Raw genomic sequence first — 9,462 nt, 5'->3', positions numbered from 1 at the left:
AGGGGGCTTGCCCCCGATGGCGGTGTATCAGTCAGCTTATCTGTGGCTGACCCACTGCTATCGGGGGCAAGCCCCCTCCCACAGTTTGTTTTGTGTCTGGCAAAAGTCCCCGTCAGCCGGTCAGCGGTGTGGCCGACGAGCAGTTCATCAGCTTCGTGATGTCCAAAGCCGGTGCAATGGGCGGCGCGCAATAATTCTGAAATGCAGTTAACAATGTGGGAGGGGGCTTGCCCCCGATGGCGGTGTATCAGTCAGCTTATCTGTGGCTGACCCACCGCTATCGGGGGCCAGCCCCCTCCCACAGTTGTTTTGTGCCTGGCAAAGAATCTGTGTCAGCCAATTCTGAACAATTGTTCTGAATTGCCCTTGGCCCTGCCTGGCTAAGAGATAGTTGCCCCAGGAAAGCTAGGTCGGGTCCCGAGACGCCGACACCCTGATGCACATCGCTCAGGATCACCCATCGTTGCGGCTTTCCTTGTAAGGAAGCCGACGACATGTTGCCAATCCCTCCACTCAGCGCTTCAGGCCGGTTGCGGCTGCTCATCGCAGCAGGCCTGTGCAGCCAATTGCTGATGCCTGCCTATGCCGTGGCCGACCCTGCCTATGACGCCCTGATCATCCAGGCGCGCAACGGTCACTTCACGCCGGCACTGACCCAACTGCGTCAACTGTCCGCCGAGCGCCAGACGCCAGGCCAGGTCAGCGATCACCTGGTGATTGCCGGTTGGGCCGGGCAGGACGCGGAAGTGGTGAAGGTGTATGAGGCACAGGGCAAGCATCGCAACCTGACCACCCAGGCACTGGCCACGGTGGCGCGCACCTATCGCAATCAAAAGCAGTGGGCCCAGGCCGAGGCGGTCTATCGCCAGGCGCTGCTGCGCGAACCGAATAATATCGACCTGCAACTGGGCCTGGCGCTCACCCAGGCCGATGGCGGCAAGGCCAATGAGGCGGTGCAACGCTTGCGCGCGCTGGTGGCGGCGCAACCGAATGACCCCAACCGCCGCATGGCCCTGGGCTATGCGCTGACCCGCGCCGGCCTGAACTACGACGCACTGTTCGAGTTCGACCAGGCCTTTATCCGTGCCGGCGACAAGCCCGACGTGGCGCGTGAATACATCGTCGCGCTGCAAAAGGCCCGCCTGCCGGAAGCTGCCCTGCGCCTGTCGGCCAGGCGTCCGGGCCTGGTGGACGCGGTGACCCAGCGCCGCCTGGAAGGCGACCTGGCCGCCGAGCGCGTGCGCATCGCCGAGTTCGCCACGCGTACCGAAAAAGAACGCTACGTGGTCGCCGACCGCGCGCTCAATGACTACGACCGACTGATCGCACGCTGGACCCCGGACGCCGGCGCCCATGACGACGTGGTGCGCTGGCGCATCGACCGCCTGGGCGCACTGAAGGCCAGGGCACGTACCGCCGAGGTGATCCGCGAGTACCAGACCTTCAACGCTGAAGGCGTGCAATTGCCCACTTACGCGTTGCGTTGGGTGGCCGCCTCGTACCTCGACCAGCGCCAGCCGGAAAAAGCCGAACCCTTGTATCGCCAGGTGTTGAGTGCGCCGGATGCCGACGCCAGTTACCGCGTCGACGACAGCACCGCGTTGTTCTACGCCCTGCTGGAAAGTGACAAGGTCGAGGACGCCCGCCAGGTCGCCGACACCCTGGCCAAAGAACAGAAGCCTCGCGTCGAACTCAAGGGCTTGCCGATTGGCAACCCCAACGACAACTGGATGGACGCGCAGCAACTCTCCGCCCAGGCCGGCACCTTCGGCGGCGACCTGCCGGGCAGCGAAGCCAACCTGGAAGCGCTGGTGGCCAAGGCGCCAGGCAATATCGGCCTGCGCATCGCCCAGGCCGACATGTACCGCGCCCGTGACTGGCCGCGCCGCGCCGAAGGCACCCTCAAGGAAACCGAAGCCCAGGCGCCCCGCGACATCGGCCTGGAAGTGTCCCAGGCCTACACCGCCATGGACCTGCAGGAGTGGCGCCAGATGGACGCCCTCACCGACGACGTGGTCGCGCGCAACCCGGACAACCGCCAGGTGCAACGCCTCAGTCGTCTGCGCGATGTGCATGACATGGCCGAATTGCGCGTCGAGGCCTACACCGGCAAGAGCTACGGCGGCGGCAACAACAACGACGCAGGCGCCGTGGCCGGCAGCCGCGACTGGGGAATTGAAAGCGTGATCTACACGCCGCCCATCGACGAAGACTGGCGCCTGTTCGCCGGTGCCGGCTACGCCACCGCCGACTTCAGCGAAGGCACCGGCCAGCACCGTTGGCAGCGCGTGGGCGTGGAGCGTCGCACCCGCGACATGACGATCGAAGCCGAGGTGTCCAATCACTCCTACGGCGACGGCGCCAAACAAGGCGCGGCAGTGTCGATTGCCCGCGACATCAACGACCACTGGCAGTACGGCGGCAGCGTCGGCTACCTGCTCACCACCACGCCGCTGCGCGCCTTGAACGACGGCGTCACGGCCAATGGCGGCAGTGGTTTTATCCGCTGGCGCGCCAATGAAAGCCGCGAGTGGAAACTGACCCTCAGCCCGTCGCACTTCAGTGACGGCAACGACCGCGTCGAAGCGCTGCTCAGCGGCCGCGAGGGCCTTTACAGCTCGCCCCATGTGCAAGTCGACCTGGGCTTGGAAGTCGGCGCGAGCCGCAACAGCAAGCAAGACACCGCGTACTTCAACCCGAAGTCGGACTTCACGGTGTTGCCCGTGATCAACGTCAACCACGTGCTCTATCACCGCTACGAGACCCAGTGGAGCCAGCAGTTCCAGATCGGCGCGGGCACCTACAGCCAGCGCGACTATTCCACCGGCGGCATCGGCGTTATCGGTTACGGCCAGCGCTTTCGCTGGAACGACGTACTGGAAATGGGCGCCAACCTCAGCCTGATCAGCCGACCTTATGACGGCGACCGCGAACGCGATCTGCGTCTGCTCGTCGACCTCACTTACCGTTTCTAGAAGAGCCTGACCATGACCGTCCTCAGCCGTTGCTTGTTGGTCCTGGGTCTAATGCTGGCCGCCGCGTGCGCCCAGCAACCCGCGCCCTATACCCCACCCGCGCAGCGGCCAACCGCGCTCAACGAAGCGCCGTGGCCGAAAAACCATTTCCTGGGCATTGCCTACCATGACGTCAATGATCGCGACCCGGATCAGGCGGTGGTGGCGGTGCGTACCGAACGCTTGATCGAGCAACTGGCCTGGCTGCGCGAGAACGGCTACCAGGCGGTCAGCGTCGACCAGATCCTGGCTGCGCGCAACGGCGGCCCGGCCCTGCCGCCCAAAGCCATCATGCTCAGCTTCGATGACGGCTATTCCAGCTTCTACACCCGCGTGATGCCGATTCTGCGCGCCTACCACTGGCCTGCGTTGCTGGCGCCGGTGGGCTACTGGATCGACACGCCGCTGAACAAACCGGTGGACTTCGCCGGGTCACCGCGCCCGCGTGGAGAATTCCTCACCTGGCAGCAGATTCGTGAAGTGTCCCAGTCGGGCCTGGTGGAAATCGCCGCGCATACCGACGCCAGCCACACCGGGATTCTGGCGAACCCCCAGGGCAACCTCGAGCCGGCGGCGACCTCGCTGCGCTACGACCCGGCGACCAAACGCTATGAAACCGACGCGCAATTCCAGGCGCGGATGCGTGCGGACGTCGCGGCCATCACGCAAAAAATCCGCACAGTGACCGGCAAGGCGCCTCGGGTATGGGTATGGCCATACGGCGCGGCCAAAGGCACCTCCCTGGCCGTCGTCAGCGAGCAGGGCTATCAGATGGCCCTGACCCTGGAAGACGGCCTCGACAGCGCCAGTGATCTGATGAACAGCCCGCGCTTCCTGGTGGCGTCCGACCCGGACGGCGAGCATTTCGCCAACAGCATCGTCGCCGCACAGACCCCGGCACCGATGCGCGTATTGCATGTGGACCTGGACAACGTCTACGACCCGGACCCGGCCCAGCAGGCGCGCAACCTCGACGTACTGGTGCAGCGCGTGGTGGACATGGGCGCCGGCACCGTATTCCTGCAAGCCTTCGCCGACCCCAAGGGTGACGGCCTGGTGCACTCGCTCTACTTCCCCAACCGTCACTTGCCGGTGCGCGCCGACCTGTTCAACCGCGTCGCCTGGCAACTGCACACCCGTGCCCACGCCGCCGTGTATGCCTGGATGCCCGTGCTCAGTTTCGCCCTAGACCCCAAGCTGCCACGCGTGACCCGTTGGGACCCGCAAACCGCCAGGCTGGGGCCTGACCCTGACCAGTACAAACGCCTGTCGCCGTTCGACCCGCAGGTGCGCAAAATCATCGGCGAGATCTACGAGGACCTGGCCCGCAACAGCGCCATCGACGGTGTGCTGTACCACGACGACGCCGTGCTCTCGGACTTCGAAGACGCCAGCCCCGCCGCGCTCAAGGCGTACGCGGCCAATGGTCTGCCGGACACTGTCGCCGCCTTGCGCGCCGATCCCGCCACGCTGCAACGCTGGACCCGCTTCAAGAGCCGCTACCTGATCGACTTCACCCAGGAGCTGACCACCAAGGTCCGCGCCATCGCCGGGCCGCAGGTGCAGACCGCGCGCAATATCTTCGCCGAACCGATGCTCAACCCGGACAGCGAGGCCTGGTTCGCGCAGAACCTCGATGACTTCCTGCAGGCCTACGACTGGACCGCGCCGATGGCCATGCCGTTGATGGAAGGCCAGGAAGTGAAGACCTCCAATGCCTGGCTGGAAAAACTGGTGGCGACAGTCAAGGCCCGCCCGGGCGCCATGGAAAAAACCGTTTTCGAGCTGCAAGCCAAAGATTGGCGCACCAAAGCCGCACCGGATATCAGCGCTGAGCAACTGGCGCAATGGATGGGCGTGCTCAAACGCCAGGGGGTCAAGAGCTTTGGCTATTACCCGGACAACTTCCTGGAAAACTCCCCGGACCTGAAGACTGTACGTCCGGCCCTTTCCAACCAGTGGAACCCTTGATCATGTTCGACAGAATCCTGGCTATATTCGTGCTGGCACTGGTATTGGGTGTGCCCCTGGGCCTGATCTTCCTGGTCACCGGGCAGTTCCTGATGGACTTCGTGTTTTTCTACCCGCTGTTCATGTCCGCGCTGTGGATCGCCGGCGGCCTGTACTTCTGGCTGCACTGGGAACGCCACTGGCCGTGGGAGGAAGACACGCCGGCGCCGACCCTGGCCGGCAACCCGCTGATCTCGATCATCGTCCCTTGCTACAACGAAGGCGATAACGTCGCCGACACCATGGCGGCCGCCCTGGCCCAGGTGTACACGAACATCGAAGTGATCGCGGTCAACGACGGCTCCAGCGACAACACCGCCGCAGTACTCGACGCGCTGGCGCTGCAACACCCACGCCTGCGCGTGCTGCACCTGGCGCAGAACCAGGGCAAGGCCGTGGCCCTGCGCATGGGCGCGGTGGCGGCGCGCAGCGAATACCTGGTGTGCATCGACGGCGATGCGTTGCTCGACAAAAACGCGGCGGCCTACATGGTCGCGCCGATGCTCGACAACCCGCGCCTCGGCGCCGTCACCGGCAACCCGCGTGTGCGCACACGGTCGACCCTGATCGGGCGGGTACAAGTGGGCGAGTTCTCTTCGATCATCGGCCTGATCAAGCGCACCCAGCGCGTATTCGGGCGGATCTTCACGGTGTCGGGTGTGGTGGTGGCGTTCCGTAAGAAGGCGCTGGACCGCATCGATTACTGGAGCACCGACATGATCACCGAGGACATCGATGTCAGCTGGAAGCTGCAACTCGATCACTGGGCGATCTTCTACGAACCGCGTGCGCTGTGCTGGATTCTCATGCCCGAAACCGTTGGCGGCCTGTGGAAGCAGCGCCTGCGCTGGGCCCAGGGCGGCGCTGAGGTGCTGTTCAAGAATATCCGTGGCATCTGGCAATGGCGCCATCGCTACCTGTGGCCGCTGCTGTTCGAATACTGCCTGTCCACCGGCTGGGCGTTCACCTTCCTGCTCTCGGTGGTGTTCTGGGGCCTGGGCAAATTCATGGTGTTGCCGCAGGCGATTACCGTCGACTCCTTGGTGCCGCCGGCGTTTACCGGGTTGGTGCTGGCGATGGTGTGCCTGCTGCAGTTCGCGGTGAGCATCCTGATTGACCGGCGCTACGAAAAAGACCTGTGGAAAACCCTGTTCTGGACCGTGTGGTACCCGATGGTGTTCTGGCTGGTGAGCCTGTTCACCACCCTGGTCAGCTTTCCCAAGGTGTTGTTCAACCAGCACCAGAAACGCGCCCGCTGGGTCAGCCCGGACCGTGGTATCAAACCTGCCCAAGAGGAGGCGTGACGATGAAACTGGTCAGAACCCGCCAGAACCTGGCGATGTGGATTATCGATGTGTTGCTTACCCTGCTGGCCTGGGCCGGCCTGGTCTGGCTGCTGGCCCGGGGCATGAACGCCATGCTCGAAACCCACGGCGGCCCGCGCCTGGAAGCGCCGATCTTCGCTGCGCTCAACACCTTGCAAATCTACCTGTGGATCGCCCTGTTCAACGCCGTGATCCTGATTGCCTGGGCGCGCTACCAGCAACGCAAAGGCCGCAAATTCGCCCAGCGTCGCGCCGAGGCGAATGCCCTCAGCGACCAGCACTTGAGTGAAAGCTTCAACCTGGGCGAGGGCGACCTGGAACAACTGCGCCGCCCCGGCGTGCTGGTGATTCACAACGATGAAGAGGGTGGCGTGGGGGAAATCAAATCCCACGTCTCTCGCGATGTCGAACGCCCCGGCCTGGCCCTGGTGCCCGGCTCGGAAAAAGACAAGGGCCTTGGCTGATATCTTCAGCCCTGCACTACCCAATGTGGATGTGGTTTGATCGTTCCCACGCTCCGCGTGGGAATGCCGCCTGGGACGCTCCGCGTCCCTACGACAGCTCAATACGTACAGGTGACGCAGAGCGTCACGGGCTGCATTCCCACGCACAGCGTGGGAACGATCATCTCCAGCGCTGTGAGTGCGCACGGGTTCAAAAAATCTGATTGGATTTCCGATAAATGGGACTCAAATCACAAAACCGCCGCGAACTTTCCTCCGATCCCCGGCACTAACCCTAACTCGACGAAACCTGATGGCTAAATAATGGCGATCACTGTGTGTCAGTCGAATAGCCCTCGAAACAGTTGCCGCCGGTCGGATTGAACGTCTCAGTAATCAGGCCGGTCACTGTTCGATAATTATTTTTTGTTACTAATCATTAGGTTAATCGGAAACACGCTCGAACACCCGACAGCCTCCGTATCTAGGACGGCCGGACGTTCGATGTTAGCTTCCCGGCCCTTGATTTTCGACGGATCGAACATGCCAATGCCACGGACTCGGTTTCTACTATGCACCTTCCTGCTCACTTGCCTGAGCCTGAACACTGCATTCGCCGCCCCCACCCCCGGGGACCAGGACCTGATCCGCGATCGGCAGAACCGCCTGCTCGAAGAGCAACAGCGGCGCCTTGAAGAACTCAAGGACCTGCCCGGCAAAGCGGACAAGCCTCAGGCCCCCGCAACGCCCGCCGACACCCGTTGCTTCCCGATCAAAGACATCGAACTCAAAGGCGCCGACAGCCTGCCGGCCTCCGAGCGCGAGCGCCTGCTCAAGCCCTACGTCGGCCAATGCCTGGGCGTGTCCCAGCTCAACGACCTGCTCAAGGCCATCACCGACTACTACCTCGGCAAAGGCCGCGTCACCAGCCGCGCCTACCTGCCGCAGCAGGACCTCTCCACCGGCCACCTGCAAGTGCTGGTGGTGGAAGGCAAGCTCGAAGCCTTGCGCAGCGCCGAAGGCAGCACCGTGACCGAACGCGAATTGGCCATGGCGTTTCCCGGCAAGGTCGGCGAAGCGCTGAACCTGCGCGAGATCGAGCAACTGGTGGACCAGCTCAACCGCCTGCCGTCCAAACAGGCGCAAATGGAACTGACCCCCGGCAAGCAAGTCGGCGGCAGCGACGTGGTGGTCAAGAACACCGCGCAAAAGCCCTGGCGCGCCAGCCTGTCGCGCAATAACGACGGCCAGAAAAGCACCGGCGAACAGCAATGGGGCGCCGGCCTTGAATGGGACAGCCCGCTGGGCCTGGGCGACCAGTTGATTCTGCGCGGCGGCCATGACGCCATCAGCGACCACCAGAAAACCTCGAAAAACACCATGCTCTATTACAACGTGCCGTGGGGCTGGTGGAACTTCAGCTACACCTACAGCGAGAGCGACTACCGCACCTTCGGCGTGACCGACGACTTCAAATACAAGCAGGACGGCGACAACCAGAACCACCAACTGCGCGCCGAGCGAGTGATCCACCGCGACGACGTGAGCAAGACCTCGGTCAACGTCGGCCTGGCGCACCTGCGCACCAACAACTACATCCTCGACGTGCGCACCGCGCCCAGCAGCAACCGCCTCAGCGAACTGCAATTGGGCGTCAACCACGGTCGGCGTATCGGCACGGCCTTCGTCAACCTGGACCTGGGCATGCAAAACGGCATCGGCCTGCTCGACGCCCAGTCCCAGGAAGAGCGCGACGCCTTCGGTCGCCGCCAGCCGAACTCGCGCTACCGCAAATACACCGCCACCGTCAGCTACCTGCAACCGTTCAGCCTGTGGGGCGAGTCGTTCAGCTTCAGCAGCCTGGCCACCGGCCAACGCAGTGAAGACCCGCTGTTCTCGCCCCAGCGCATGAGCCTCGGCGGCTCGGCTTCGGTGCGCGGTTTCAAGGACCAGTTGCTGACCGGCGACAGCGGCGGCTACTGGCGCAATGAAGTGCGCTGGGCGCGCCCGGTGACCCTCGACTGGATGCGCCCGGCCTTCTTCGAATACGGCGCCAGCGTCGGCTACGACCAGGGCGTGATCCGCAACGACCGCTACAACGACAACGTTCATGGCCGCGTGTCCAGCAACTCCCTGGAGCTGTTCGCCCGTGGCAAGAACGTCAGCACCAGCGTGACCTTTGCCCACTCGCTGGAAAGACCCGGAGTCGTCACCGAGCGCGAAGCGCCGATCTACTTCCGCCTGGATTTGTTCCTGTAATTCAACGTTGCGCCGCAGCGAGAAACTGAAAATGGACGTTCGACAATTTGCCTTCCTGGCCCGCCAACCTTCCGCCGCCCTGAAGCCGCGAAACGCGTTCTTCGGCCTGCCCAAACGCGGGCTGGCGCTGATCCTCGCCAACGCGCTGTTCTGGCAGCCGCTGCTGGCCCAGGCCGAGGGCATCGTGGTCAGTGCGCCAGGTACCACGGTGGGCGCGGCGGGCAATGGCGTGCCGGTGGTGAACATCGCCACACCGAACGGCGCAGGCTTGTCCCATAACCAGTTCCAGCAGTACAACGTCGGCCCCAACGGCGTGATTCTCAACAACGCCAACGGCGCGCTGCAAAACACCCAACTGGGCGGGATCATTGTCGGCAACCCCAACCTCAAGGGCGGCGCGGCCAGCGTCAT

At 63.7% G+C, this 9,462-nt stretch carries 6 protein-coding genes; all 6 read left to right on the top strand.

All coding sequences use genetic code 11. The features are described from left to right. Positions 1-494 precede the first annotated feature (494 nt). Positions 495-2,975, top strand: coding sequence for a poly-beta-1,6 N-acetyl-D-glucosamine export porin PgaA (gene pgaA, locus BFP90_RS26845; protein WP_065898456.1), 2,481 nt, complete (start codon positions 495-497; stop codon positions 2,973-2,975). 12 nt (positions 2,976-2,987) lie between these two features. Next, positions 2,988-4,985 carry a poly-beta-1,6-N-acetyl-D-glucosamine N-deacetylase PgaB gene (gene pgaB, locus BFP90_RS26840; RefSeq protein ID WP_065898455.1) on the top strand — a complete coding sequence of 666 codons (1,998 nt, stop codon included), beginning with the start codon at positions 2,988-2,990 and terminating at the stop codon, positions 4,983-4,985. Between the two features lie 2 nt (positions 4,986-4,987). Continuing rightward, complete coding sequence (pgaC, locus tag BFP90_RS26835) at positions 4,988-6,328, top strand: poly-beta-1,6-N-acetyl-D-glucosamine synthase (protein ID WP_065894071.1); 1,341 nt, start codon at positions 4,988-4,990, stop codon at positions 6,326-6,328. A gap of 2 nt (positions 6,329-6,330) precedes the next feature. Then, complete coding sequence (pgaD, locus tag BFP90_RS26830) at positions 6,331-6,813, top strand: poly-beta-1,6-N-acetyl-D-glucosamine biosynthesis protein PgaD (protein ID WP_065894072.1); 483 nt, start codon at positions 6,331-6,333, stop codon at positions 6,811-6,813. Between the two features lie 528 nt (positions 6,814-7,341). Further along, positions 7,342-9,051 carry a ShlB/FhaC/HecB family hemolysin secretion/activation protein gene (locus BFP90_RS26825; protein WP_083203345.1) on the top strand — a complete coding sequence of 570 codons (1,710 nt, stop codon included), beginning with the start codon at positions 7,342-7,344 and terminating at the stop codon, positions 9,049-9,051. A gap of 31 nt (positions 9,052-9,082) precedes the next feature. Next, on the top strand, positions 9,083-9,462 hold a 380-nt coding region (locus BFP90_RS26820), incomplete at its 3' end, for a two-partner secretion domain-containing protein (protein ID WP_139114960.1).

Source organism: Pseudomonas sp. 24 E 13 (assembly GCF_900004715.1).
Taxonomy (GTDB): domain Bacteria; phylum Pseudomonadota; class Gammaproteobacteria; order Pseudomonadales; family Pseudomonadaceae; genus Aquipseudomonas; species Aquipseudomonas orientalis_A.
Note: the sequence above shows the minus strand (reverse complement) of the source record. Positions and strands in the feature narration are given on the sequence as shown.

Coding starts and splice junctions, on each gene's coding strand:
- pgaD (WP_065894072.1), top strand. CDS start 6,331: ATGAAACTGGTCAGAACCCGCCAGAACCTGGCGATGTGGATTATCGAT.
- pgaC (WP_065894071.1), top strand. CDS start 4,988: ATGTTCGACAGAATCCTGGCTATATTCGTGCTGGCACTGGTATTGGGT.
- BFP90_RS26825 (WP_083203345.1), top strand. CDS start 7,342: ATGCCACGGACTCGGTTTCTACTATGCACCTTCCTGCTCACTTGCCTG.
- pgaA (WP_065898456.1), top strand. CDS start 495: ATGTTGCCAATCCCTCCACTCAGCGCTTCAGGCCGGTTGCGGCTGCTC.
- pgaB (WP_065898455.1), top strand. CDS start 2,988: ATGACCGTCCTCAGCCGTTGCTTGTTGGTCCTGGGTCTAATGCTGGCC.